The organism is Pseudanabaena biceps PCC 7429, from assembly GCF_000332215.1.
In the GTDB taxonomy this organism is placed as follows: Bacteria; Cyanobacteriota; Cyanobacteriia; order Pseudanabaenales; family Pseudanabaenaceae; genus Pseudanabaena; species Pseudanabaena biceps.
Map to the genome: position 1 here is coordinate 1 of NZ_ALWB01000019.1, position 24126 is coordinate 24126.

Annotated in this window: 23 protein-coding genes, 1 tRNA gene and 1 pseudogene; 11 read left to right on the forward strand and 14 right to left on the reverse strand. The window is 44.3% G+C overall.

The genetic code is table 11. The annotated features are described in order from the left end of the window. Positions 1-153 precede the first annotated feature (153 nt). Positions 154-831, reverse strand: coding sequence for a HEAT repeat domain-containing protein (locus PSE7429_RS03720; RefSeq protein WP_009625721.1), 678 nt, complete (start codon positions 829-831; stop codon positions 154-156). Between the two features lie 16 nt (positions 832-847). Continuing rightward, complete coding sequence (locus tag PSE7429_RS03725; RefSeq protein WP_009625722.1) at positions 848-1090, reverse strand: hypothetical protein; 243 nt, start codon at positions 1088-1090, stop codon at positions 848-850. 182 nt (positions 1091-1272) lie between these two features. Here PSE7429_RS03725 and PSE7429_RS03730 point away from each other — a divergent pair, with 182 nt between their 5' ends. From PSE7429_RS03730 to PSE7429_RS03750, 5 genes are all read left to right on the forward strand, one after another. Beyond that, entirely contained in the window at positions 1273-1677 is a 405-nt protein-coding gene (locus tag PSE7429_RS03730; RefSeq protein ID WP_009625723.1) for a DUF3119 family protein, read from the forward strand. A 209-nt stretch (positions 1678-1886) separates the two neighbouring features. Further along, positions 1887-3167, forward strand: a complete 1281-nt coding sequence (locus PSE7429_RS03735) for an FGGY-family carbohydrate kinase (RefSeq protein WP_009625724.1) — start codon at positions 1887-1889, stop codon at positions 3165-3167. Between the two features lie 60 nt (positions 3168-3227). Continuing rightward, a complete protein-coding gene (locus PSE7429_RS03740) occupies positions 3228-3908 on the forward strand; it encodes a hypothetical protein (protein WP_009625725.1) in 681 nt (226 codons plus the stop codon). A gap of 130 nt (positions 3909-4038) precedes the next feature. Beyond that, the gene (locus PSE7429_RS03745) at positions 4039-4389 is read left to right on the forward strand and encodes a DUF1830 domain-containing protein (protein ID WP_009625726.1); all 351 of its coding nucleotides are present in this window, start codon (positions 4039-4041) and stop codon (positions 4387-4389) included. Between the two features lie 409 nt (positions 4390-4798). Then, positions 4799-6100, forward strand: coding sequence for a homoserine dehydrogenase (locus PSE7429_RS03750; protein ID WP_009625727.1), 1302 nt, complete (start codon positions 4799-4801; stop codon positions 6098-6100). A 178-nt stretch (positions 6101-6278) separates the two neighbouring features. On the opposite strand, the gene PSE7429_RS03755 is transcribed toward PSE7429_RS03750, so the two are convergent. The 5 genes from PSE7429_RS03755 to PSE7429_RS03780 form a co-directional block, all read right to left on the reverse strand. Beyond that, complete coding sequence (locus tag PSE7429_RS03755; RefSeq protein WP_009625728.1) at positions 6279-6977, reverse strand: PHP domain-containing protein; 699 nt, start codon at positions 6975-6977, stop codon at positions 6279-6281. 282 nt (positions 6978-7259) lie between these two features. Beyond that, positions 7260-7481 (reverse strand): DUF2997 domain-containing protein, encoded by a 222-nt coding sequence (locus PSE7429_RS03765; protein ID WP_009625729.1) that lies wholly within the window; start codon positions 7479-7481, stop codon positions 7260-7262. Positions 7482-8047: 566 nt separating this feature from the next. Next, positions 8048-8380, reverse strand: a complete 333-nt coding sequence (locus PSE7429_RS03770) for a tetratricopeptide repeat protein (RefSeq protein ID WP_009625730.1) — start codon at positions 8378-8380, stop codon at positions 8048-8050. A 173-nt stretch (positions 8381-8553) separates the two neighbouring features. Continuing rightward, positions 8554-9609, reverse strand: coding sequence for an S-layer homology domain-containing protein (locus tag PSE7429_RS23275; RefSeq protein WP_009625731.1), 1056 nt, complete (start codon positions 9607-9609; stop codon positions 8554-8556). A gap of 13 nt (positions 9610-9622) precedes the next feature. Next, entirely contained in the window at positions 9623-11416 is a 1794-nt protein-coding gene (locus PSE7429_RS03780; RefSeq protein WP_009625732.1) for a cation:proton antiporter, read from the reverse strand. Positions 11417-11624: 208 nt separating this feature from the next. Here PSE7429_RS03780 and PSE7429_RS03785 point away from each other — a divergent pair. Further along, positions 11625-11698 (forward strand) — tRNA-Arg (locus tag PSE7429_RS03785). Positions 11699-11985: 287 nt separating this feature from the next. Here the strand turns inward: PSE7429_RS03785 and PSE7429_RS23280 are convergent. The 6 genes from PSE7429_RS23280 to PSE7429_RS03815 all read right to left on the reverse strand — a co-directional run bounded on the left by PSE7429_RS23280 (position 11986) and on the right by PSE7429_RS03815 (position 17983). After that, positions 11986-12909 carry an LbetaH domain-containing protein gene (locus PSE7429_RS23280; protein WP_009625733.1) on the reverse strand — a complete coding sequence of 308 codons (924 nt, stop codon included), beginning with the start codon at positions 12907-12909 and terminating at the stop codon, positions 11986-11988. 242 nt (positions 12910-13151) lie between these two features. Then, positions 13152-15242: a ribulose bisphosphate carboxylase small subunit gene (locus PSE7429_RS03795; protein ID WP_009625734.1), complete on the reverse strand. Its 2091-nt coding sequence runs from the start codon at positions 15240-15242 to the stop codon at positions 13152-13154. 271 nt (positions 15243-15513) lie between these two features. Next, on the reverse strand, positions 15514-15822 hold the full coding sequence (locus tag PSE7429_RS03800) for a EutN/CcmL family microcompartment protein (RefSeq protein WP_009625735.1): 309 nt from the start codon (positions 15820-15822) through the stop codon (positions 15514-15516). Between the two features lie 114 nt (positions 15823-15936). Then, entirely contained in the window at positions 15937-16278 is a 342-nt protein-coding gene (locus PSE7429_RS03805; RefSeq protein WP_009625736.1) for a carbon dioxide-concentrating mechanism protein CcmK, read from the reverse strand. 140 nt (positions 16279-16418) lie between these two features. Then, on the reverse strand, positions 16419-16727 hold the full coding sequence (locus PSE7429_RS03810; protein ID WP_009625737.1) for a carbon dioxide-concentrating mechanism protein CcmK: 309 nt from the start codon (positions 16725-16727) through the stop codon (positions 16419-16421). 509 nt (positions 16728-17236) lie between these two features. Beyond that, a complete protein-coding gene (locus PSE7429_RS03815) occupies positions 17237-17983 on the reverse strand; it encodes a carbon dioxide-concentrating mechanism protein (RefSeq protein WP_009625738.1) in 747 nt (248 codons plus the stop codon). Between the two features lie 684 nt (positions 17984-18667). Between PSE7429_RS03815 and PSE7429_RS03820 the strand changes: the two genes are divergently transcribed. Further along, a complete protein-coding gene (locus PSE7429_RS03820; protein WP_009625739.1) occupies positions 18668-19675 on the forward strand; it encodes a response regulator in 1008 nt (335 codons plus the stop codon). Between the two features lie 40 nt (positions 19676-19715). On the opposite strand, the gene PSE7429_RS03825 is transcribed toward PSE7429_RS03820, so the two are convergent. Further along, complete coding sequence (locus PSE7429_RS03825; RefSeq protein ID WP_202950392.1) at positions 19716-20336, reverse strand: TetR/AcrR family transcriptional regulator; 621 nt, start codon at positions 20334-20336, stop codon at positions 19716-19718. Between the two features lie 196 nt (positions 20337-20532). Here PSE7429_RS03825 and PSE7429_RS03830 point away from each other — a divergent pair, with 196 nt between their 5' ends. The 4 genes and pseudogenes from PSE7429_RS03830 to PSE7429_RS03845 all read left to right on the forward strand — a co-directional run bounded on the left by PSE7429_RS03830 (position 20533) and on the right by PSE7429_RS03845 (position 24120). Beyond that, positions 20533-21711 (forward strand): ABC exporter membrane fusion protein, encoded by a 1179-nt coding sequence (locus PSE7429_RS03830; protein ID WP_009625741.1) that lies wholly within the window; start codon positions 20533-20535, stop codon positions 21709-21711. After that, positions 21708-22880: an ABC transporter permease DevC gene (gene devC / locus PSE7429_RS03835; RefSeq protein WP_009625742.1), complete on the forward strand. Its 1173-nt coding sequence runs from the start codon at positions 21708-21710 to the stop codon at positions 22878-22880. Before PSE7429_RS03830 ends, devC begins: the two co-directional genes overlap by 4 nt. Positions 22881-23020: 140 nt before the next feature. Beyond that, positions 23021-23206, forward strand: a pseudogene (locus tag PSE7429_RS03840) (response regulator transcription factor); the annotation flags it as partial. A 182-nt stretch (positions 23207-23388) separates the two neighbouring features. Beyond that, a complete protein-coding gene (locus PSE7429_RS03845) occupies positions 23389-24120 on the forward strand; it encodes a DevA family ABC transporter ATP-binding protein (RefSeq protein WP_009625744.1) in 732 nt (243 codons plus the stop codon). The last annotated feature ends 6 nt before the right edge of the window (positions 24121-24126 follow it).

Consider the following 24126-nt stretch of genomic DNA (forward strand, 5'->3'; position numbering starts at 1 on the left):
CATTTCTTAACTTGGTATAAGAGATAGCTAGGACGAATTAAAACCCCAAGGATGAGTGGCGGCGCTTTGCGCCGCCACTCATCCTTGGGGTTTTATAACCTAAGCAAACCTTACGTTGCTATAGCTGGGGTAAAGGCTAAAGCATTATTTGTCTTAAAGAAGAGCTATTAAGGCTTGAGTTGATTCGGCAACTTGAGGCATTGGGTCTTTGGCTAGTTTCTCTAGGCCAGCTTTAGCTTCATCGCCTCCAATTTGGGCAAGGGATTGGGAAATACGATGGCGTATTTGCCAATCGGGATCGTCTGTAAGGGGCATTAAAAGGGAGACTGCATTGAGATCCCCCAAATCGCCTAGGGAGCCGATCGCGGCAATCTTCACAAGTTCATTGGGACTTTGTAAGGCTTCGGCTAGGAGATCGAATCCTTGGGGATCGCCAAGCTCACCGATCGCCGCCACAATACTAAACTGAAACATCCAGTCATTAGTAGACTCGTAGGCGGTTTTCAGTAGATCGAAGGCTTGGGTAAGTTGCAGAGAACCAAGCGAAGCTGCTGCCGCCGCACGAACGTCAATTTCAGGATCGATGTTTAGGCGATCGCTTAAAACTTCTAGGGATTTTTGTAAGTCGACATGACCTACGGAACCAATTTGGCTAATGGCATCGTAGCGAATGCGGGCATAGGAGTCATTCGCAGCAATTAGGAGTAAAGTAAATCGTTCAGAAATGGGGAGAGAGCGACTAGCGTGGAGGGCTTTCATTCGAGTACCCATATCATCCGCAGCTAGTTGCTCTCTTAAGGTGGCAAACTGAGTTTCTAATGTTTCGCTCACAAGAAAAATCTCGCAATTAATACGCTAACGTTTCTAGTGTCTCACGTAAGTAGCTACGCACGAGATCGTCAAGAACGCTTTCTTGGAATACGACAACATCTTTGGGATCGCCTTTGGAGTCGTCATTACGCGATCGCTGCCATTTATCAAATCCCGAACTTGTCGCGATCGCTTGCTTGAGATGACTCCAGACTTTGGGATCTTTGGTGGCTTCGGGTAAAGATAAAGCCAAGTCATTCGCTGTTGAGGATAAGTTCATAGACATTTCCTAAGCTTATATAGAGATTGTGTGAGGTGGCTAAATATGGAGGTAGAGTTAGTATTCAATTAACTCAAGTACATAATTAGCGCATTAATATGTATCCTATCATTTCGATAAAGAAGCCATAGATTTAGAATTAAATGTATATCTATAGATATAAATCAACTATTTAAATCATTATGACCGCTTCAAATCCTTCCATCGATCCAAAGATTGCATCGCAGACTACAGAACTAAATCCAAACTATGCAATACCTACCGTATTGCTATTGGCAGGAATCCCATTAATTTGGGTTCAACCGATTGCTGCGGGTTTAGTTGCCATTTTTGGACTATTCTTAGTTTATCAAGCAGCTACCATTCGGTTAGTATTTACAGCGACAGATTTAGAGGTTTATCGATCGCAAGAAAAGTTCCGTACTTTCCCCTATCAAGAGTGGCAAACTTGGAAAGTATTTTGGTTCTTTTTCCCCGTTTTATTTTATTTTAAAGAAGTAAAAAGCATTCATTTCTTACCAGTTTTATTTGATGTCCAAATGTTGAAAACCTGTTTAGAAAAACATATTCCTCTCGCTAAATCTTAGCCTTGAGTATAAAAGTGTCCCACTTAGAGGGGACACTTTAAAAAAGTTAGGATCGCGATAAGTACCTCAGCATAATTAAAATCCAGATCTAAAACCTGCGGCGCAGCGTGCGCCGCAGGTTTTAGGGTTTTATATTTAATTAAGCCCACTTACTGAGTACCTATTTTTTAGCGCAGAGGAGTATATGTCGTTCAGCTTACGGACTAGTCATGCATTATTTTTTAGGTATTGACTTTGGGACTTCGGGAGTGCGTGCGATCGCCATTGATCGGGAAGGCGAAATAGTTGCGCTCACCCGCTCAGACTATGACATCCGCAATTGCAAAACATGGCGGAGCGCACTTTTTGAAGTAATTACGAATTTGCCTGAGTTCGTCCGAATTCATACTAGAAAAATAGTGATTGATGGGACTTCGGCAACGGTTTTGATCTGTGATCACGCTGGCAAAGTTATCGCTTCACCAATGCTCTATAGCGATGCTTGCGAAATGGCAATTTTAGAACGAGTAACGGATATTGCCCCACTTCACCATTCAGTGGCAAGTGCGACTTCTAGTTTTAGCAAATTAATTGCGCTAACCACAACTTGGAGCCAAATACCCGAAGAATTTTATTTCTTACATCAGGCTGATTGGCTGGGTTATCTGCTGCATGATCGGTTGGGCGTGAGCGATTATCACAATGCCCTCAAGCTGGGTTATGAACCGTTAAGTTTGACCTATCCTGACTGGTTGCGCGCATGGGCAAAAGCCCATCCCAACGTAATTTTGCCAGAAATATTTGCCCCGAGTACAACGATCGCCAAAATTCAAGCCAAAGTTGCCAACCAGCTGGGATTACCCAAAGATTGTGAAATCGGCGCGGGCACAACCGATAGTAATGCTGGGTTTCTAGCTTGTATTGGGATGGGGAAACCTACATTGGGGACTGCGGTCACCTCTTTGGGATCAACAATGGTATTAAAGATATTAAGCGATCGCCCCATTAATGATCTGAGTTATGGGATTTACAGCCATCGCTTCGAGCATCCTGCTTGTGGGTGCTTATGGCTGGTAGGTGGAGCTTCTAATGTGGGAGGAGCAGTCTTGAAGCAGTTTTTTACAGATGTAGAATTAAGAGAACTTAGCGATCGCATTGATCCCCACATTCCTAGTGCCCTAGATTATTATCCTCTACCCAAGATTGGCGATCGCTTTCCCATTAACGATCCGCATCTGATGCCCCGATTAGAACCAAGACCTCAAGATCCCGCAGAATTTTTACATGGGCTATTGGAAAGCATGGCTAGAATTGAGGCAAGGGGATATAGCCTTTTGCAAGAATTAGGCGCTTCGCCACTACAGCAAATTTATACCGCAGGAGGAGGAGCTAAAAATCCGACATGGACAAAAATACGCAATCGCTATTTAAAAACGCCAATGCAGAAGCCTTTAGAAACCGAAGCTGCTTACGGATCGGCATTATTAGCTAAAAGCAATTTTGAGGTTTAAAACTTTAAAATTGGTTTGATAATGGTTTAGGCGTAGCCGTAGCCCAGTTAATAAGAGATTATGATTACTCCCCTCAAGCGCAAAAATTTTGATGAACTAATTCCCGCTGTTCCCACCTCAGAGCAGTATCAATACTATTGGGGCGACGGTCAGAGCGTATTTCGTCGCATTGCGATTTCCATTGCCTGTGTGATTGTTTTTACGATCCTCTATAACCGCGTTAATGAAAATAGCCCCAACAGCTTTGCAGCGGTGGCGATGTTTGTCTGTGCTGCTTTTGGCGGATTATATTGGATGCTAGAACCCGTGGCTTTAGCCAGCATTCGCAACGCTAAATTGCGGCGCTTTGCCTACTGCGGCTTTTGGCAAGCGGAAGTTCTAGACGTATATGTGTCGCAGGAAGTACTAGCCCGCGAGGAAAAGGTAGATTCGCGCGGAAGAATGGATGTTAGCTATGATGCAGAAAGCTTCCTAAACATCGAGCTTGGCGATGAAACGGAATTTGTGACAACTTTACGATTGCCGATGAAACGGGAACTCAAGAGGATTCGCCCAGAGCAAACAGTATATTTGTTGTTGTTTTCTAACGATCGCCGTTTCGGTCGGGTTAGCCGTTTAACCTCAGATGCCTATATCCCACAATATAAACTTTGGGTTGGTGACTACCCTTATCTGCGTCGAGATACCTTTGTCGATTTGACAAAATACATGAATAAGCGATCGCAAAGGGTCGCCAATTAGAGAGATAAATAGCGATCCCAAAGCTTAAGAAACTTGGAATATGTGCGCTATATCACCGCCAGTCATGGGAGCATCACTTACTCTGGGATCATGAATCAAGAGAGTTAGCGGCTACTCACAGGTTAAAGCAATGCTTAATAAAATTACTCAAAATATTAATATTAAAAGTTCCAAAGATCAGCATCATCAAATAACTTGCCTCTATCGTAATGAAGGTGAGACCGTAGAGATCCTGAGGATATCTCATGCTGGCATCATCTTTTGGGAAAAAGCAATCTTCCCGAATCAATGTATTCAGTTTTCTGCACCAAGGGATGCCTTATTAGAAATTCATGCAGGATTTACCTGTAGTGCGATTCACGCAGACACTATTCCTTGTGTTCAGTTAGCAATAATCGGTATGGATATGGGGCGGGAAGTTTCAGATATTAGGGAAATGCGTCAAGAGTTTCGCCAAGATATATTTGCTACGGTTGCCTAAACAAATAATACCCAAGCAAACAATAACTAATCAAGCAAGTAAATTCAAAATAACTTCAAGCTCCTGTAGTAGTTTTATTCATAGCTATATCCCAAAAACAAAGAGAGCGCTTTGCGCTCTCTTTGTTTTTGGGAAAGCATACCTGCAAGCTTCCCAAACCTTAAGAAATAGCAAACCTCAAAAGAGAATAAGTAGCTAAGCTAGACGCATAGCGCCCGCTATGCTCGTCTAGGTTTTGCTTAGCTACTTAGCAGGATGAACCGTCGCTATTCTCTTTTAATGACTCATCACGTCCCCAAAAAACCTACAATAAAAGTTACATTAGATAAATTTCAAAAACCTTGTGAATTAACGTTTTTAAAATTTTATCTATTCCTTATTCACTTTAAAACCGCTATAAATTAAGACTGTGACATATAAAGTTGGACTTCTCGGATTAGGAACTGTTGGTACGGGTGTTGCCAAAATTTTCCAAGCCCCTGCGGGTCGCCATCCTCTACTACCTGAGATTGAAATCGCGCTTGTAGGTGTGCGATCGCTAAATAAGCAACGTGATGTGGCGATCAACGCTGAAATTGTCACAGATGATTTGGAGTCTATTGTTAACGATCCCGCGATTGATATTGTGGTGGAAGTTATTGGCGGGATCGAGCCAGCAAAAAGCTTAATTTTAAAAGCGATCGCTAATGGCAAACATGTGGTCACCGCCAATAAAGCGGTGATTGCTAGATATGGCAATGAAATTTTTACCGCCGCTAAACAAAAAGGCGTATATGTAATGCTAGAAGCCGCCGCTTGCGGCGGTATTCCCGTCATCCAAGTGCTCAAACAAAGTCTCGGTGGTAATCGCATTAGCGAATTGACGGGCATTGTCAATGGCACGACCAATTACATTTTGAGTCGGATGTATTTCGAGGGGGCAGATTTCGGGGCAACCTTGGCTGAAGCGCAGAAACTGGGCTATGCCGAAGCCGATCCCACAGCGGATGTCGATGGTTTTGACGCAGCCGATAAGATGACAATTTTAGCGAGTTTAGCTTTTGGCGATCGCATCAAACTTGAAGATATCTATCGTGAAGGGATCCGCTCAATTACCAGCGCTGATATTAACTATGCCAAGGAACTAGGCTTCACAATTAAGCTTTTGGGCATCGCCAGAAGGGTTGAAGCCAAGGACGCTCAAGATCGCCATCTCGAAATCCGCGTTCATCCAACCTTAATCCCAATCCAGCATCCTCTGGCGAATATCCATGGTGTCACTAATGCCGTGCGGATTGAGGGCGATCCCATTGGTGAAGTCGTGCTTTCAGGACCAGGGGCAGGCTCAGGGGCAACTGCAAGTGCCGTAGTTGCAGACATTATTAATGTGGTGGCTGTCTTAAAATCTCTTCCCAATCAAATCAATCAACTAATGGGTTGCTCCCACGAGCACTATGCCAAAATTGCCCCCATTGAAAATACCGTGACCCAGTTCTATGCAAGATTGTTGACCCATGACAAGCCTGGAGTCATTGGCGATCTCGGTACAGCCTTTGGCAAGCACTCTGTCAGCCTCAACGCAATTTTGCAAAAGAATACGATCCACGATGGGCTCGCTGAAATCGTTGTGGTTACCCAGAAGGTAAGTGAATTGAACTTCCAGCAAGCGATCGCTACCATTCGTGACTTACCAACCCTGCATAGTATTCCTACGGTGTTGCGTGTGATCTAGCTGCTCCTTGGACAAGAGAAAGGCGGCGCGAAGCGCCGCCTTTCTCTTATCCAAGTAATAGACCTTGCCACTTATATCAATTCCCAAAATGGCATTGCCATTTTGGGAATCTCAAAACCTTACTGGGTTTGTTTTTTAATTCACTGAAGTGAGCCAACACTTCAGTGAATTGGTATAGTTAAAGCCGTTTGCTAATTTTAAAGCCGTGGGAATCCGTTCCACAGGTATGGAGCAATCCATGACATTCCGCAAGATGGCGAATCTCTTCCGTTTGGCGGGGACTGGGTTTCCAAGGATCGCTATTGTCGTAGCCATAATAGGTTTCCACACCATCAATACCTAACGCAGCAGCAGCAGGAATTAGATCCTCAGGTGGTCGCCGATAACGAGCGGGATGAGCCAGAACCGCTAAGCCCCCTGCTAAATGGATCGACTTAATAACACTAATCGCCTGATAGTCTAGCCCTGCGGTAGTTTTGTTTTGCAGGTATGGGTGCATTGCCTCATGTTCGGGATCAAATCCATATCCGAGTATATGGACTTCCGTAAAAATCAAACTGGCATTAACTTCAATCCCCGACCAGAGCGTAGGCAAAGATTCAGGATTCTGCGATTGACTTAGGGTAAAGTCTAAATGCTGTTTAGCAATGTAATATCCACCGATCGCATGATGATCGGTAATCGATAGATCGGACAAACGCAAAGCGATCGCCTGTTCAATTAGGTCAATAGGCTGCATTTTGCCATCGGAATGCACCGTGTGCAAGTGAAAATTTAGCCTATGTGGACAGCTCATGGCATCAACAGACGCAAATATTTTTCGCAGTTTACTAGTTGCGTTTGACTCGGATATCAATAGGGGAGTTTGAGTTACCATGTCATATCTCTACATAAGCAAATCTTTAATAATTCTTAACTTATCGATCACAATTTTGCCCAAAGAGGGAGTATTTTTAACCTTTATTGAGATGTATTCTCAACTTCAGAAAACCAAACTGGGTAAGACTACTTATTCAGCTTTAGGATTTCCCATTACTGTCAACGATAGAAGCAATGGCAAAACAATAAGTAATTTTAAACACAGGCAGAGGTGGATATTAAATCACCTAATAAAATCTAAGTCTAATGACAGAGCATTAGCTCTGTTATGACCTTAGATTTAGGGCTGCTCGTACTGACTTTGTTCGATCGCATGGCGATCGACGCTTTGCTCAGCATATTCGTAATAACTTGGCAACAGTTCGCGAGTCTCGACTTTTCCCAAAGATGACTCCATTTCCGCAGTGACAGCAATACATTCACTGCCCGATATATCAATCGCACGTTCAACGATTTTGCCATCTTTCCCGATTAAGTACTCGATACGTTGATATTGCGACATAAGTAATTTATTTTTCTCTACAATAACAATTACTAATATTCTAGCGTCTCTCTATCCAAAATTGCACAGCATAAAGTCTAGTAATTATACCAACTCCCAAAATGGCAACACTTTTTTAGGAATCTCAAAAAAGACTTTTAGGCTTTAAATGTATTTAAAGTAATCCAATTTTATGGGTGGAATTAAATGGTTTGAGAGAGTTATCGACTAATGGGGGAAACTCTCTCCAACCATCTAGGATTGCCATAGGCTTAAAGTTGTAAGGGACTTGCTATTAATTAAAATACCTGTGGCTTCGACTCCGTGCAGCCAAGGTTATCTGAGCGGAGTCGAAGCTAGATAGTACCAATTCAGTGAAGTGAGTCAACACTTCACTGAATTAAAAAACAAGCCCAGTTATACCAATTCCCAAAATGGCTACGCCATTTTGGGAATTGGTATAACTGGGTGGGATATTTTTTATCCGCAAGAGCCTAATGAAAATTAAAGGGGTTGTATTACAACCCCTTTAATTTGAAAATTCCCGAAAACTCAACTCCGAAAACTCAACTCCGAAAACTTAACATTTATTTTCCAGCCAAGCGTTTCTCGGTATTTTGAATTGCTTTAACTGCATAGACATTGTTGGGGCGCAGCTCTAAAGCACTTTTAAAATTGGTCAAAGCTGTTTTGTAATCTTTTTTGTTATAGGCTGCATAGCCAGCTCTCATAAATGCATCATATTTAATCGTGTTTGGACTCTTAGTAGCAGTTCCTTTAGTCTTATCAACCATCAGATCCTTGTTAGCGACTGAGACTTTGTTCGCGAGATAGGATTCGTTCTGAGGCTGTGCCGCATGAGACAAATCAGAAATCAAAAATGAACTGCTGGCAAGGGCAAATATTAGTAGTTTTTTCATAGGGAGTTTTTCCTTTATTTCTAGAAATTTCTATACTTCAAAGACTTTGATAACGACTTTAATTATGTAGCAGCAGTTCCCATTATGAAACTAAATTGTTTTTGCTGCTGCGAGCGCGATCGCCCAAATAACCAGAGCTATAAATACAATAAATTGGTTAATTAAATCAAGATCTATCGTTCTGATTCTAAAGATTTAGTAACGGAGATACCATCGGTAGCTGTGCCAAAATACCAGAGTGATGCAGCAGCTTCCGCACGGGTTACGGGCTTTTGAGGTTGCAATAATGTGGTAAAGCCGAAACTACGCCGAATATTAGAAATATCTCGCAGTTGCGCATCGGCAAAAATTGCACTCAAGGCATTTTCACTAATACGATCGCTATCCTTAAATCCCCAAGCTTGGCTGACGTTCTCTAACGTGGCATTGGGTAGAGGTTGCCTGAGATCGAGGGGGATTTTCCATTGCACTAGCTCTTCCCGTAATAGGGGATCGTTGGGACGAAAGCGATCGCCAGTTCCACCAATCAGCCCCGCGTTAGCTAGCCCTTGGATGATCGTAAAGTCTGGATGACTACTGGGAATATCGGGAAAACTCGCCATATCCGATGACTGCGCAAACCGAATTTGGCGACTGGGCTGATTTTTGTAGAGGCGATTATTGGTTTGCATTAGCCATCGGGCATATTCTCTGCGGGAAATTAATGTATTGGGGCGAAATTCCCGATCAACTTTAGGGGTAATCGTTCCTAGTTTATTTAAATCCTTAATCCAATCCCTCAGGGAGGAGGGCAAGGTTTCGAGATCACTAAATTCTCCACTTTTAGGGGAAGGATTGCCAAAGCCTATATAAAATATCGACTTGAGAGAATTCTGTTCGTTGTTCGGTGTGATCAAGCCCGACAAGGCAATCTTGGACATTTGCATGGCCGTGGAAGCCGTCAGGGGAACAGAGATTTGATCGAGATTGGTTGTGATGTCTTGGGAAGGTGGCTTGGTAATACCATCTGAATTGCCCGCAGTCTTGACAGGACTGGGCTTGGGTTCGGGCGTTGCGCTTGGCTCTAGCGACTTTGGTTGCTCGGAGCCCGCATCAGGTGAGGGCGAACTAGCAGGAGCGATCGCATTTTCTAAGGAATTCCCAAGGTTCGACCCTTGACAAGCACCCAACGAAAAAGCTAGCGCCCCGACTAGGGAAAAATGAAAGATTTGACGAAATTTGACGATCATAACCACATTCTTACTAAGCCTTGCCATCAATCTCAACCAGATCGCTGCTAGGCGGCAATAGAGGCGCGATCACTGGCAATACACAGGCAATCTCAGGTCGGAAATTCGCATAGCGGCTGCGCCGTACAGCATTAATTTCTGCTTGAATATCCTGTGACTTTTCACCCAGACAGATCAACAGGTGCGTTGACAACTCTAAACTAGCCTCGAAGGTCGGATGGACTACCTCCTTTGCCCCAAGTTGATAGAGCGTATCGATATCAGCATCTTTATCTGCTCTTGCCACGATGTCTATCGCGGGCGACATCCCCACGGCTCGCTGCACTGCCAGTCTAGTGGCGATCGGATCTGAAATAGCAATCAGCATTGATCGCGCATGGTCGATTTCCGCTTTTTCTAGCACCAAAGGGCTAGCGCAGTTACCATACAAGTAAGGGATATTTTGCGCCCTTAAAATCTGTACTTTAGATTCCGCCTCCTCAATCACCAATACAGAATAGCCCTTCGATTGCAATAAGGTCACAATGCCCTGTCCAATCCTTCCGTAGCCACAGACCACCACATGATCCTTAAGTACGGCATTCACAGAAATTTCCTGTGGCATATCCAACTTGTTCATCCAAGTTTTGAGCAATGGGACTTTTTCCAACAGCAATAAAATCTGCGGTGTCGCCTTGAGTAAGAAAGGGGTAACCATCAGAGTTACGGCAGTTGTCCCTAAAATCAGCAAATAGACCCGCCGTGAAACTAAACCTAGTTTCTGCCCCTCACTGGCTAATACAAAGGAAAATTCACCAATCTGGGCTAGCCCCAGTCCCGCAAAAATGGCAACTCGCAGGGGGTAGCGAAAAAAGCTCACCAAGGGGACAACGATCAGAAATTTGCCGATCATCACGATCGCCACAAGACTGAGAATTAACTCCCAGTTTTGAATTAAAAATAAGGGATCGATCAGCATCCCGATCGCCGCAAAAAACAATGTAGCAAATACATCGCGCAGTGGCTCCACATAGGTGAGAGCCTGATCGGCATATTCCACCTCCGAGATCATCAAACCCGCCACAAAGGCTCCCATTTCAATCGATAAGCCTAAATGTTCGGTCAAAAGGGCAATCCCCAAGCAAAGCACGATCACACTTAATAAAAATAATTCGCGGCTCTCGGTACTCGCGACCCACCGTAAAAAGGGTGGGATCAACCAGATGCCTGCGGCGATCGCTCCACCAGCAAATAAAGCAGTTACGGACAAAGCCTTTACCACTTCAACACCAACCGTTTCAGGATGATCTAAGGCAGGTAATACCGCCAACATCAAACCCAGAGCCAAATCTTGAATGATTAACATCCCCAAAGTTACCTGTCCCTGTGCAGACTCGGTTTCATTGGTTTCCATCAAACTTCTTAGCACTACCGCCGTGGACGATAGCGACAGGATCCCGCCCAGAAAAACACCTTGAACGGGGGTATCGACCCATCCTACGAATACCGATAGGACTGTAGTTAAGGCGATTGTGAGCAAAATCTGTAATGTACCGCCCCCAAGGGCGATCGCTCTCACCTTGTTTAATTGCTTCAGGGAAAACTCCACTCCGAGCGCAAATAACAAGAAGGCAACACCAAACTGGGCGAGGGTCTCTACCTGAATCAATTCTTTGATCAGTCCTAAACCCGTCGGACCAACGATAATGCCACCAAAGATGTAACCCAATAAAACTGGTAATCGCAGGGCCGCCGCTAGTAATCCACCAAAGGAGGCTGCCGCAAGAACAGTTACTAAATCCACAATTAACCGAAAATCTTCTTGCACAGAAATCAACTTAAGAACATTGCCATCTCTACTTTAGCTTGGATTTAGAACCCCTAAAGCAAAAGAAGCGGCTTCGATATTCATTAGCCTCATCCCCCATAGCAAGGCTAAAGCATTGTTCCGTGGGGTTTTCACGTACGCAGACAAAAAAATTATTTTTTTGCTTGTCAATACTGCAAAGTATGTTATTATAAGATTCGCGAGTTAAGGGCTTGTAGCTCAGTGGACTAGAGCACGTGGCTACGGACCACGGTGTCGGGGGTTCGAATCCCTCCTGGCCCGTCCTAATAAACAAAAAAAGCAGCACTAGGTGCTGCTTTTTTTGTGCCGCCTTCTAGAATTAAGACATAAACCCGAAGAAGAGAAGGTTGGCGCTTCGCGCCAACCTTCTCTTCTTCGGGTTTGATTTTGTCCTATTGCGAGGGGCAACAGCTATATTTTCTAAGAATTCTATCTAGGAGTTCTATTTAGTTTTGTTGTTTTCATTAAGTAGTTCGGCATAATTAAACTTAAAACCTAGAAGAGCATACCGCCCGCGTAGCGGGCGGTATGCTCTCTGGTTTTGGTTTTTAATTTTGGGGATAGAGTCGTTTGATATAGCGATTAATTTGGGATTGGGCATAGGCTTTAGCCTGTGCTGAATTCACTGCAAGTGCTGACATATCTGCTTCCATCGGCTTTACTTCATCATGAATTTGCTCAATTTGTTCATTGGCAGAGGCGACAGTTTCTACCGATCGCTCACCGATCGCTTCCGTAGGAATTTCAACTTGAGTCTCGGTTACTGTCCGCTCAATAGAATTAGCAATCACACTCTCAGGGGTAGCGGTAACGCTAGTATGCAAGTAAGTTTCCGTGGTTGAGCGTTCGATAAAGTTGTCAGAGATGGCATCCTCAGCCATAGAGTTAGCAGCATTTTGGGCAATCCCCTTTCTAAATACCGAGCCCTGCATGAACTGATTGCCTAAAGGTTGATTACTTAAATTACCTATTAAATTATTTAAAGGTTGGCTAGCTAAGGGCTTTGCGGAGGAATAAGTGTGAGTGAAAGAATGATTTGTAGGTGAAGTGCCGCTACTGCTCATCTCCAATTCTTGGGCGATCGCAGGGCTGGTTTCTTTTTCCGCTGCACTTTGCTCTAAGCCACTGATCAAGGAGCAAGGAGGGACGATCGCCCCTTTGGCAATCACCGCACGCACAATGGAACTCGATGCGCCTATACAGGCTCCTTCTCCGATCTTACTATTGCCATAAACCAACACCCCAGCACCCAAATTTGCCCCAGCCCCAATTTCTAATAATCCATCTTGGGCGTGAAGTACAGCCCCCATGCCAATACATGCACCCGCAGCAATGGTAATACGGCTTCCCAAATCAGCTTGAATCAAAACTCCCGAGGCGATCGCTGCATTCTGATCGATTACTACATCCCCACAAACGTAGGAGCGAAAATCTCCGATCGGTTCTAAAGGTGGTAAGTAGTTCGATTGCATTACATTAATTGTTAAATTCTTTGAATTCGATGACCTTGAGATCACCTAATACCAATTCACGAAAGTGTGACCACACTTTTGTGAATTAAACACTAAACCTAGTAAAAGTTTTCAAATTAAGAAATGGCGTAGCCATTTCTTAATTTGGTATAACTTTGTGGTCAAAGCCGATTGTATATAGGTTTGGATAGAGAACCTCGCGAAGCAAGGTTCTCTAAAACCATCATTTATCCCACTTAATCTTACTTAGCAGGGCGTTGGATAATGCCTTCAAATACGCGGCGCTTTGCCTTGGTATCAATACCGAGCAAACGCACATATTCATCGCCATGTTCCGCAAGACAAGCTTCTAAAGCACGAATTACTTCAGACTCATTTGCCGCTGCGATCGGCGAGCAGCTATGCCAAGAACTAGTACGGAAATGACGCTCATCCGCATGTTCTGTACCGATACGATAGCCTTGAGACAATAGCTGACGAATCCGCGCCAACATATCCGCGCTGAGTTTGCCAGCAGCACCACCACCGTAGGAACTATTACTAGAGTTGCTGACCTTAACTGCTGTCCTTGTTGCGGCAATGGGTTGACCGCCAGGACGATGTACTAGCAATTCCAGCACCCGACGTTTTGCTTTGGTATCCACCCCAACAAGACGCACATACTCATCACTATATTCAGCAATATAGGACTCTAAAGCAGCGATCGCTGCCGATGGGCTATTGGCAGTAATAGCAGGAAGGGTTTGCCAAGAAGTTGTCCGAAAATGACGCTCATCGGCATGTTCGACACTAATGCGATGACCTTGCGCCAAAAGCTGCCCCACGGCTGTCGATACATCACTAGCAGCACCATTACCATTGCTGCTACTCCGAGGAGCGCTATAGGTCGTAGCAGTACCACCACTGGACTGACCAATACTCACCGCATTGCCATCGGCTCGTTGAATAATAGTTTCGACTACACGACGCTTAGCTTTAGGATCGACTCCTACTAAACGTACATACTCACCTTCATGCTCTGCCAAGATATTGTTTAAAGCCGCGATGACGCTGGATTCACTTGAGGCATCGATCGCAGGACCAGTCATCCATGCAGCCGAACGAAAACGGCGAGCATCGGCATACTCAGTACTAATGCGATAGCCTTGGGCAAGGAGTTGGCGTACTTGACCTGCAATATCAGCATTACTACTGCTAGCTGCACCATTAGACGATGCTTTTGGGGCGCTGGAGATATGGCTAGCCCCATTGGAGGAGGCGTTGCTGATTACCGCAGGCTTGTCGCTAGGACGTTGGATGATAGTTTCGGTAAGACGACGCTTTGCCTTGGGATCTACACCAAATAAGCGTACGTACTCGCCTTCATTTTCGACCAGCGCTGCTTGAACTGCCGAAATTACGGTTGAGGCTTCAGATGAGTGTGGAATTGCACAGGATTGCCAAGATCCAGTGCGGAATCGACGCTCATCGGCATACTCCGCCGCGACATGATATCCCTGAGCTAAGAGTTGTCGTATTTGCTGCGCTAAATCCCCAGTCATAGGTTCGTTCCTCTGTGCGTTTGTATTTGTGCTTGGGTTTGTGCTTGGATTTGTACTTGAGTTGGTACTTGAATTTGTAAAATTTTGATTGGTTTGATTAGTTTGATTAAAATCTTGCTTCTTAATTTGCGTGCTAGCAGCAGAGTTGCTAATGGGCGGTGACGAATTCTGTTGCTGGCGAATCGGTGTAATGCAGGCAATATCAGCAGCACAGCGATAACCCTGTCGCAAGGAATCGTTGATACCGATAACATGACTCGCAAAGTTTTGATCTGATTCCCGTACATTCGGTAGCAGATCGGCTTGTTGCTGCGTTGTAATCACTGCACCAGAGGGAACATATCTACCCGCAGGAATTTCTACATCTTGGACGAGAGCATGTAAGGAAATAATACAGCCGTCTCCAACTCGCGCATTAAATACCGTCGAGCGGAACCCAATAAAGCAATTATTGCCAACATATGCAGGACCGTGAATTAACGCCATGTGCGTGATTGAGGTACTATCGCCAATCCAGACGGAATATTCTTTTCCGTCATCGCCAATCACGCGACCTTTTTCGAGCCCATGGATAACAACTCCATCTTGGACGTTTGTACTATTACCAATGTGAAAAGGATTGCCCTCATCCGCACGAATTGAGGTGCCTGGAGCAATCAAAACATTAGCGCCGATATATACGTCGCCAATTAGATTGGAAAAAGAATGGACGTAGGCGGATGGATCGATTTGGGGTTCTGCCAAATTCCTAGACCAAGGTGTAGGTGGGGCAGCAAAGCTACGAACTACCATAATGAATCTGCACTTCTAAGATTTTTGCCTATATCTGGATTCGCAAAACCTAGACTATAAGAACTTAAAAGTACTCCTCCAAATAACAACTTAATCGACAACGTTGGAGAAATATTATTGACTAGCGCTGATTGCCGAATATCTAACTTTGAATTAACTTTGAATATTTAGTTCTGATTAGTTCTGAATATTAGGTGGTACTTACCAATAAATTATTAGTAAATTTTAATAAGTTATTAATAATTTATTAATTATTTATTAATAAAAGCCACTATTGCATTCTCTCACTATATTTTTTGCTATAGAGAGTGCGATCGCTCAGGCTTACAGTGTCGATGATCGCAATAACTGCTGCATCAATCGGACGGTTCTCGCTGTTCAGCACTTGTCTTGCTCCACTTCCACGGGTGAATAACACCCATTCATCCACGCCAGCGCCAACTGTATCAGTTGCCACTTCATAGTCTGAAAGCAACTGCCCTTGCAAATCGACAAGCTGCAAAAGCAGAAACTTGGTTCCAGATAAATTGGACTCTTTATAGGTACTGACGACCGTACCGCAAACTTTAGCGATTTGCATATCGTTATAAGTACGTAACCATAAGTACGTAAATAGGTGTGAATACGAACAAGTCAAGTGCTGGAAAGCGATGCTACCCAAGCATAAAAAGCGACAGCGCTAGTTAAAACCTAACTATGGACGATTCATAGGACGGATGGAGTTAACATTGTCACGGAATTGCTCGACTTCTTCGGTGTAGCGAATAGGTAGAACGTATTCGAGGTTTTCGTGAGGACGAGCAATGATGTGGGTGGAAAGCACTTGTCCGCCGTTTACACGTTTGACAGACTCAGTACCAGCGGCTACAGAAGCTTGCACTTCGGATACGTCGCCACGAACGATTACGGTCACACGACCGCTACCGATCTTTTCGTAGCCAACCAAGGTTACGCGAGCAGCCTTGACCATAGCATCTGCTGCTTCTACAACGGCAGGGAAACCAAGGGTTTCAATCATTCCAACTGCGATCGCCATAATTCATGTTCTCCTAAAAAACAAATAATGAAATTAATGAAAATTTAGTCTTTTGATACCTTTTTCCGAGTGTCTTTTTGAGACAATCTTAAAAAGCATATTTAAAAGTCAACCTTAAAAGTCAACCTTAAAAGGCGACTTTAAAAGGCAAATTGTTCTACTTCTCGCGTATAACGAATAGGTAGCACATACTCTAGGTTCTCATGTGGTCGAGCAATGGTGTGAGTCGAAACAACTTCGCCCCCATTAACTCGATTGGCACCTTCAACACCAGCAGCGATCGATGCTTTCACCTCAGAGATATCTCCTCTAATGATGACAGTTACTCTTCCGCTGCCGATCTTCTCGTAACCCACAAGGGTGACACGAGCTGCTTTGACCATGGCATCAGCCGCTTCTACAATTGCGGGAAAGCCTCTAGTCTCGATCATTCCAATAGCGATTGGCATAATTTAAGCCAGTATCCTTACGAATCTCTAAAAAACTGAAGTTCTCGCGGTTGTATCTATCAAAAGATGTAGATGCACGAGCGCAACTATTGATCTTAGCTACGATCGGTTCGCTTGAAACATCAAATTTCAAATTTTTAAAACAAAATAAAAAAAGAGATGACGCTTGGCGCACTTTTGCCGCTACTTTTTAGTAGCTGGCTTTTCGCAGCTAATTTACAGATGTTTGGTGACTCCTTGTTGCAATTAATTCCTCAATCAATCATTCAAAATAATTGATAAGTATTTATTACTACGGATATAGCCATTTTAAATCTGAATAATCAGAGAAACTGAATAATATAAATATATTCAACTCTATCTTTATATCTACGATAACGAGTGGCGGTACATTTGACAATATAAGCCGTCATGATAAATCTAAATAATGGATATAATCTTGGCTTATTCCCATTGCCACGCGGGATTTGCGGTTAAGAATCTGGTTGGGAATTATTTGCAGTCAAGGTTTAGCGATCGCCGATGGCAATAGTTTCAACTTCAGCAATTTCTAAGTTGGGTAATTCGACTAGCTCTCGTTCCTGCTCTTGGAGCGCAATCATCGGAATATTTACGGGTACTGGGGTTTCAATCCAATATTCTGAGGTTGGCAAAGTTTCTTCGAGATCGTCTAGAGGACGAGGAATGATCATGAGAGTATGAAATTCACCAATACGTTCGGCTTCATACATGCCTGCTTCGATCGCGATCGCCACATCAGCGACATTACCTCGAATAATCGCCGTACATAAACCCGCACCAATGGTTTCATAGCCTGCAAGATGCACATCAGCAGATTTCAACATCATATCGGCAGCGCCAACCATCGCTGGAAATCCGCGTGTTTCTAACAGCCCGATCGCTTGGTTGCTGAGGCGACTATAGCGCCCATCGGTCAACTGGCTGAGACGGCTACTAATGGGTAAAATTGCCTCCAAATTTGGATAGGGACGTGGAATCACTATGGTTGACACTAGCTGCCCAAATTCCCTAGCGGTTTCAGCTCCTGCCTCCACAGCCATGCGAACATCCGTAATCTGTCCTCTCACAATCGCCGTACAAAAACCATTGCCGACTTTTTCATATCCTACTAGTCGCACTGTGGCTGATTTGAGCATCATATCAGCCGTGCCCACGATCGCAGGAAAACTAATAGTTGAGACCATTCCCAAAGCACTTCCTGAGAGATCGATTCTTTGAGATGCACTACTAGACATTAGCTAACTACGGTTAAATACTGTGGGTAAATATGGGTAAATGGGGGTAAATACTTTGGGTAAATACTTTGGGTAAATACTTTGGGACTACAAAAGAGAATTAAAAGAATTCCCAAAAAATGATAAAGATGGTCGGATGAACTATCCTCACTGTCTATCCTCATTGTATTTTACTCTCTTCCTACTAAAAAATTTGGAGAGCGCCAAATAGGTAATGCCAAGTAGGTAATGCCAAGTAGGTAATATAGCTATCGTCAAATGTACTAAGACATAAAATCCAAGAATTGATTGGCGGCGCGGAGCGCCGCCAATCAATTCTTGGATTTTGATTTGTTCTAAGTCAAGTGACCGTAGCTATTAAATAGGTAAATGGGTAAAGTTAGGATTGCCATATTCGCCATACCATATTCGCCATATAAGCATACGCCATTCGTCTAGGTTGGATGTTTTGTGTTTCCTACCGAACTATTTCCCAACCAAGATCGCGGTATTTTCGGGTTAGGATGGGCTATACAAATTTTTGTCCAATCCCTAAAGAAATAAAAAATAGTATGACAGCCTCATATCGATCTTGGCGATCTCGGTTATAGATTGAGGCTGATATTGCTTACTGTCTGCTATCTTTTGGTTGAATAATGGTGAATAATCTACTCAATATGTTCAAGATGTCTTGACGCTAGGAAAATGCAACTGCCCGAAGCCATACCTAAAAAAGAGTGCGTTTTAGTCGTAGATGATACGCCGCCTAACTTACACTTGCTAATTACCATGCTAACTCGCAAGGGATATCATGCAAGAGGTGTGGAGGATGGTTACATGGCTCTGTCAGACATCCATAGCGATCCGCCTGATTTGGTGTTGCTAGATATTAATATGCCCCATATGAACGGGTTTCAAGTATGTCAGCAATTAAAGTCCAGCGTATTGACCCGTGATATTCCTGTAATTTTTATAAGCGCACGAGATGAAGTATTAGATAAAGTTGAAGCTTTTGCTGTCGGTGGGGTGGACTATATTACCAAGCCATTTCAAATTGCCGAAGTGCTAGCGAGAATTGAGAATCAGTTGACATTGCGACGATTACAAAGACAGTTGCAAGAACAAAATGAACGGTTAAAGCAAGAGATTAACAGCAGAATTATCGCGGAAACATTGCTACAGGAAGCCAATGAGAAGTTAGGACGCTTGGTCAACTTAGATGGATTGACGCAATTAGCCAATCGTCGGTGTTTTGATGAGTACCTCGAACAGGAATGGCAGCGGTTAGCAAGGGATCAATTGCCACTGTCCTTGATCATGTGTGATATCGATTTCTTTAAAAACTACAACGACACCTATGGACATGTGGCTGGCGATGACTGTCTACGCAAAGTATCTTCGGTGATCAAACAATCGGTGCGTCGTCCAGCGGATTTAGCGGCCCGTTATGGGGGCGAAGAATTTGTTGTCGTTTTGCCAAATACTGACATAGAAGGTTCTATGGCAATTGCGGAAGTTATTCGCAAGGGGCTAATGGATTTGATGATTCCCCATGATGATTCGGCAGTTAGTACATTTGTGACCTTGAGTATGGGGGTAACTTCCTTAGTACCTATGGCTGATTCCCATCCTTCGGTACTACTTACGGCTGCTGACTACGCATTGTATCGAGCTAAAGAGTTAGGACGGAATCAAACCTACCAGATTGGTTAGTCGGAAGTACTGGTTCACTTCGGTGAATTGGTATAAAGGATTACCGAACGATTAAATCAATCAATCCATCTAGCAAGCGATCGCGTTCTATCGGTACAAGATCGCCACTTTGGAGAACGTCACGGATCATCACAAAGTGAATTAAAGTGCCAATAAATGCGCGAGCCGTAACTTCAGGATCGGCTATTTGCAGTTGTGGATGTTTGGTCAAATATTGCGTGAGAAAGTCCAAACTAACCTTCTCAAGATTCACAACAAAAGCCCTTGCTAGTTCGGGAAAGCGTCCAGATTCACCAATAATAATTCTTAAAAAGGTCAGGATTTGCGGATCTTCGGCAACATTTTCTAGCATGGCACTGGCATAGCGCTTCAAAAATACGCTCGGTGATTCTTCAAAGGATTGCTGGCTTTGAAACTCAAATATATTTTTGCGACATGACATCTGCTGGATGAGGGCTGTAAATAATGCTTCTTTATCGGGGAAATGGCGGTAAACGGTAGCCTTAGAGACTCCTGCTGCCTCCACAATGCGATCAATGCGAGCGCCTGCATAGCCATGTTCTAGAAATTCTTGCATTGCGCCTTCAAGGATTAATGCAGTTTTCTTGGAAGACAACTCTCTTTCTACAGGTTTGGCTTTATTCATTATTGGGGCATTCATATACTTTTTGAGTAAATCTGAATCGCGCAAAGCGCGATTCAGATTTACTTGGCTAAATTATTTCGCAAGAAGGAAGAAAAGCGATCGCTTTTCTTCCTTCTTGATATTTCTATCATACCTCTTGACAAAACAGACGAAACTGTTTAGTTTAGTTACAAAAGAAAACGAAACTGTTTAGTTTTATTAGGGTGTCGCCATGCTGCAAAGTTCTTCTGATGGTGGGTCGGGTATTAAGTCTCAACGCTGGCTTGCGGCGGCGGTTGGTGTAGTTGTAATCGGTGTTGTAGGTTATGGGGTATGGCGATCGCAGGCTAGTCCATCGGCAGTGAGTCAAACGGTCATTGCTCCCGCAAAAAGTAATACGGTGACAGCATTAGGTCGCTTAGAACCTCAGGGAGAAGTGATTAAGCTCTCGGCAAACTCAACTAATAGCAATCGATTAGAGAAATTACTAGTGCAAGAAGGCGATCGCGTACAGGTCGGACAGGTAATTGCGATTCTCGATAGTCGCGATCGCTTGCAAGCAGCCTATGAACAGGCTCAGGAAGATGTGCGAGTAGCCCAGTCAAAGCTGGCGATTACTCAGGCAGGGGCAAAGCAGGGAGAAATTAATGCTCAACGGGCGGAAATTGTCCGTTTGCAAGCTCAACGACAGGGAGACGTAGCAGCACAAGCGGCAACCGTCGATCGCCTAAATTCGGAATTACAAAATGCGGAACTGGAATTTAATCGCTATCAACAGTTAGCAAGGGAAGGGGCGATTTCCAACTCGACTCTTGATAGTAAGCGGTTGACTTTAAATACGGCTCAGCGCAATGTACAGGAAGCCAAAGCCGTATTAAATCGGATTCAGACTACTAGCCCTGCTCAAATTTATCAAGCGGAGGCAAATTTAGCACGGGTGGCGGAAGTACGGGCAGTGGATGTGGAGGCAAATCAGGCGGAGGTAGATCGCGCGATCGCGGCGATGAAACAGGCGAAGGCGAATCTCGATCAAGCCTATGTCAAAGCAACCATCGCGGGCGAGATTCTTGAAATCCATACTCGCGCTGGTGAAGTTGTTTCTGATAATGGCATTGTGTCCATTGGCAAGACGCAGCAAATGTATGCGATCGCGCAGGTCTATCAAAGTGATATTCAAAAAGTCAAGCCTAATCAAAAGGTAAAGATTTTGAGTGATTCGATCGCTGGGGAATTGCTAGGTAAGGTCGAGCGCATTGATTCGCAGGTAAAGCGGCAAACCATTGTCAATACCGATCCAAGTACAAATATTGATGGTCGGGTTGTAGAAGTCCATGTCGTTCTGGATCGAGATTCGAGCCAAAGGGCCGCGAAGTTTACGAATCTGCAAGTGACGATGGAGATCGAGCAATGATTACGATCCAACAAATTCAACGCCGAACTCCCTTGGGATGGCTGCAACTGAGTCGCGAACGCGGGCGATTGGTGGTAGCTCTTGCGGGCATCGCCTTTGCTGATGTACTGATGTTTATGCAACTGGGATTTCAGAGTGCTTTGTACGACAGCAATACGAAGCTCAGCCGCGCTCTGGATGCGGACATTGTGTTGGTCAGTCCGCAAGCTCGGAACACCCAAAATTTGAGTACATTTTCACGCCGCAGGCTCTACCAATCTAAGGATATTGCAGGTGTCGATTCGGCTGAAGCCTTTTATTCCAATATCATCACTTGGAAAAATCCCGATAGTCACAAAGAAACTTCCGTACAGGCGATCGCCTTTAATCCTGAAAAGCCAGCGTTGAATTTGCCTGAAATCAATCAGCAACTGGACAAAATCAAAATTCCCGATCGCGTGCTATTTGATCGTAAGTCGAGGGGCGATTACACAAAGGCGATCGCGATCGTGGAACAGGGCAGGCTCGTTCAAACCGAAGTCGATCGCCGTAACGTGTTAGTTACAGGGCTGTTTAGTCTGGGCGCATCCTTTGGAGCCGATGGCATTGTGGTGGTGAGTGATCAAACTTTTCTGCATTTCTTTCCCAAACGCGACGCAGCGAGTATCAGTTTAGGACTAGTTAAAGTTAAGTCTGGCTATGCCCCTAAGCAAGTTGCGACCGAATTAAAAGCCTATTTGCCGAACGATGTCCGCGTCCTCACCCATGCCGAATACATTGAGTTTGAAGAGAGCTTTTGGAAGAATGAAAGCCCCATAGGATTCATTTTTGGTTTGGGAACGGCGATGGCGTTTGTGGTGGGGGTGGTGATCGTTTATCAGGTGCTATCCACCGATGTTAATAGTCACATTAAGGAATACGCCACCTTTAAAGCGATGGGCTATCGCAATCAATATTTGCTAGCGATCGTGTTTGAAGAGGCAATCATTCTCGCGGTCTTGGGATTTATCCCTGGGGTGATTATCCCCATTGGTTTATATAGCCTTGCCGCAGGGGCAACCGCCTTACCGATCGCTATGACTACGACAAGAGCTACCACTGTTTTTATGCTCACTGTTGCTATGTGTGTTCTTTCGGGGGCGATCGCTACGCGCCGCCTGCAATCTGCTGACCCTGCCGATATGTTTTAAAAGCAAAAAATGGCTATGCCATTTTTTGCTTTTAAAACCCTTACTGGTTTTGGTTTTCAATTCACAAATAAGGATTCACGATTATGGCATCATCCCTATCTTCGCCAAGTCAATCTCGAAATTCAGGCTATCGCTTTAAACTTTCGGCAAGAGAATTTGAAGTACTTTCCATGCTTGTCGAGGGCAAGAGCAACCCTGAAATTGCTTCTCATCTCTATCTCAGCACCAATACGATTAAATCCCATGTCAATGGCATTTTCAACAAACTGGGCGTAAACGATCGCGTACAAGCCGCAGTTTTTGCCGTTCGCAATCAGTTAGTTTAAGAAACCATTAAAGAATTACTTTCTGCGGTCAAAAACTCTAAGAGATCCCCCTCAATCCCCCTTAAAAAGGGGGAAGAATTTGATTCTCCCCCCTTTTTAAGGGGGGCTGGGGGGATCTAAAGCAATTCTTAAATAGGTTCTAAAACCAGATTTTTCACAACCCAACATCCCTACACAAACCCATGCAAACATTAATAGCCAATGAGAGCGATCGCGCTACGACCCAAGCTCCTGTGATCACTGTCCAAAATCTCAATCATTTCTTTGGGCATGGACAATTACGCAAGCAGGTTCTATTTGATATTAATTTGGAAATTAATGCAGGGGAAATTGTGATCATGACGGGTCCTTCGGGTTCAGGAAAAACCACATTATTGACCCTAAGTGGCGGCTTGCGTTCGGCTCAAGAGGGAAGTCTCAAAGTCTTAGGTCAAGAACTATGCGGAGCCAGTGCCGAAGCCCTAACCATCGCTCGTCGTCAGAATGGCTATATTTTCCAAGCCCATAACCTGCACCATAGTTTAACAGCTTTGCAAAACGTGAAGATGGGGCTGGAATTGCATAATCATCTATCCCTCGCAGAAATGCGCGATCGCGCTGCTGCCATGCTCGATCATGTGGGACTTGGTAATCGCTTAGATTATTACCCTGACGATCTATCAGGTGGACAAAAGCAAAGAGTAGCGATCGCTCGTGCGCTCGTGAGCCATCCCAAAATCGTATTAGCCGACGAACCGACAGCAGCCCTAGATAGTAAATCTGGGCGCGATGTAGTGAACTTGATGCAAACCTTAGCCAAGGAGCAGGGCTGCACAATTTTGCTCGTCACCCATGACAATCGCATTTTAGATGTCGCCGATCGCATTGTCGAAATGGAAGATGGTAATCTCACCAATAACTCGATAAACAGATAAGAAATT

Bases quoted from the DNA above. Each gene is read 5' to 3' on its own strand.
- PSE7429_RS03725 (WP_009625722.1), bottom strand. From the start codon at position 1,090: ATGAACTTATCCTCAACAGCGAATGACTTGGCTTTATCTTTACCCGAA.
- PSE7429_RS03730 (WP_009625723.1), top strand. From the start codon at position 1,273: ATGACCGCTTCAAATCCTTCCATCGATCCAAAGATTGCATCGCAGACT.
- PSE7429_RS03735 (WP_009625724.1), top strand. From the start codon at position 1,887: ATGCATTATTTTTTAGGTATTGACTTTGGGACTTCGGGAGTGCGTGCG.
- PSE7429_RS03740 (WP_009625725.1), top strand. From the start codon at position 3,228: ATGATTACTCCCCTCAAGCGCAAAAATTTTGATGAACTAATTCCCGCT.
- PSE7429_RS03745 (WP_009625726.1), top strand. From the start codon at position 4,039: ATGCTTAATAAAATTACTCAAAATATTAATATTAAAAGTTCCAAAGAT.
- PSE7429_RS03755 (WP_009625728.1), bottom strand. From the start codon at position 6,977: ATGGTAACTCAAACTCCCCTATTGATATCCGAGTCAAACGCAACTAGT.
- PSE7429_RS03765 (WP_009625729.1), bottom strand. From the start codon at position 7,481: ATGTCGCAATATCAACGTATCGAGTACTTAATCGGGAAAGATGGCAAA.
- PSE7429_RS03770 (WP_009625730.1), bottom strand. From the start codon at position 8,380: ATGAAAAAACTACTAATATTTGCCCTTGCCAGCAGTTCATTTTTGATT.
- PSE7429_RS23275 (WP_009625731.1), bottom strand. From the start codon at position 9,609: ATGATCGTCAAATTTCGTCAAATCTTTCATTTTTCCCTAGTCGGGGCG.
- PSE7429_RS23280 (WP_009625733.1), bottom strand. From the start codon at position 12,909: ATGCAATCGAACTACTTACCACCTTTAGAACCGATCGGAGATTTTCGC.
- PSE7429_RS03795 (WP_009625734.1), bottom strand. From the start codon at position 15,242: ATGGTAGTTCGTAGCTTTGCTGCCCCACCTACACCTTGGTCTAGGAAT.
- PSE7429_RS03800 (WP_009625735.1), bottom strand. From the start codon at position 15,822: ATGCAAATCGCTAAAGTTTGCGGTACGGTCGTCAGTACCTATAAAGAG.
- PSE7429_RS03805 (WP_009625736.1), bottom strand. From the start codon at position 16,278: ATGGCGATCGCAGTTGGAATGATTGAAACCCTTGGTTTCCCTGCCGTT.
- PSE7429_RS03810 (WP_009625737.1), bottom strand. From the start codon at position 16,727: ATGCCAATCGCTATTGGAATGATCGAGACTAGAGGCTTTCCCGCAATT.
- PSE7429_RS03815 (WP_009625738.1), bottom strand. From the start codon at position 17,983: ATGTCTAGTAGTGCATCTCAAAGAATCGATCTCTCAGGAAGTGCTTTG.
- PSE7429_RS03820 (WP_009625739.1), top strand. From the start codon at position 18,668: ATGCAACTGCCCGAAGCCATACCTAAAAAAGAGTGCGTTTTAGTCGTA.
- PSE7429_RS03825 (WP_202950392.1), bottom strand. From the start codon at position 20,336: ATGAATGCCCCAATAATGAATAAAGCCAAACCTGTAGAAAGAGAGTTG.
- PSE7429_RS03830 (WP_009625741.1), top strand. From the start codon at position 20,533: ATGCTGCAAAGTTCTTCTGATGGTGGGTCGGGTATTAAGTCTCAACGC.
- devC (WP_009625742.1), top strand. From the start codon at position 21,708: ATGATTACGATCCAACAAATTCAACGCCGAACTCCCTTGGGATGGCTG.
- PSE7429_RS03845 (WP_009625744.1), top strand. From the start codon at position 23,389: ATGCAAACATTAATAGCCAATGAGAGCGATCGCGCTACGACCCAAGCT.